General features: G+C 44.1%; 1 protein-coding gene. It reads right to left on the reverse strand.

Going from position 1 to position 227, the window contains the following annotated elements:
* Positions 1-227 (reverse strand): reverse transcriptase N-terminal domain-containing protein (locus LKK83_RS16600; protein WP_324632344.1); only part of this gene is annotated, 227 nt, incomplete at both ends.

Consider the following 227-nt stretch of genomic DNA (forward strand, 5'->3'; position numbering starts at 1 on the left):
TGCGTAAGGCGCGGGCTTTGGATTTCTTCCCTAGTTTTTGGGCTAATTCATGCCGTTGTTCTGGATTCAGAGATTTTTCTCCATCTACTCCGGCTGTCTTTTTACCCTGATTATATTGGGTTACTTTCCTTACCGCCAAGAGCTTCGCGAAATAGGACTTACTTAGGAGTCTTTGAAGATGCCTTGCTTTCTTGGACTGTCCAGACCGTTCAGCTTTGTAAATTGAT

It is taken from the genome of Phormidium sp. CCY1219, from assembly GCF_035615515.1.
GTDB lineage: Bacteria > Cyanobacteriota > Cyanobacteriia > Cyanobacteriales > Laspinemataceae > CCY1219.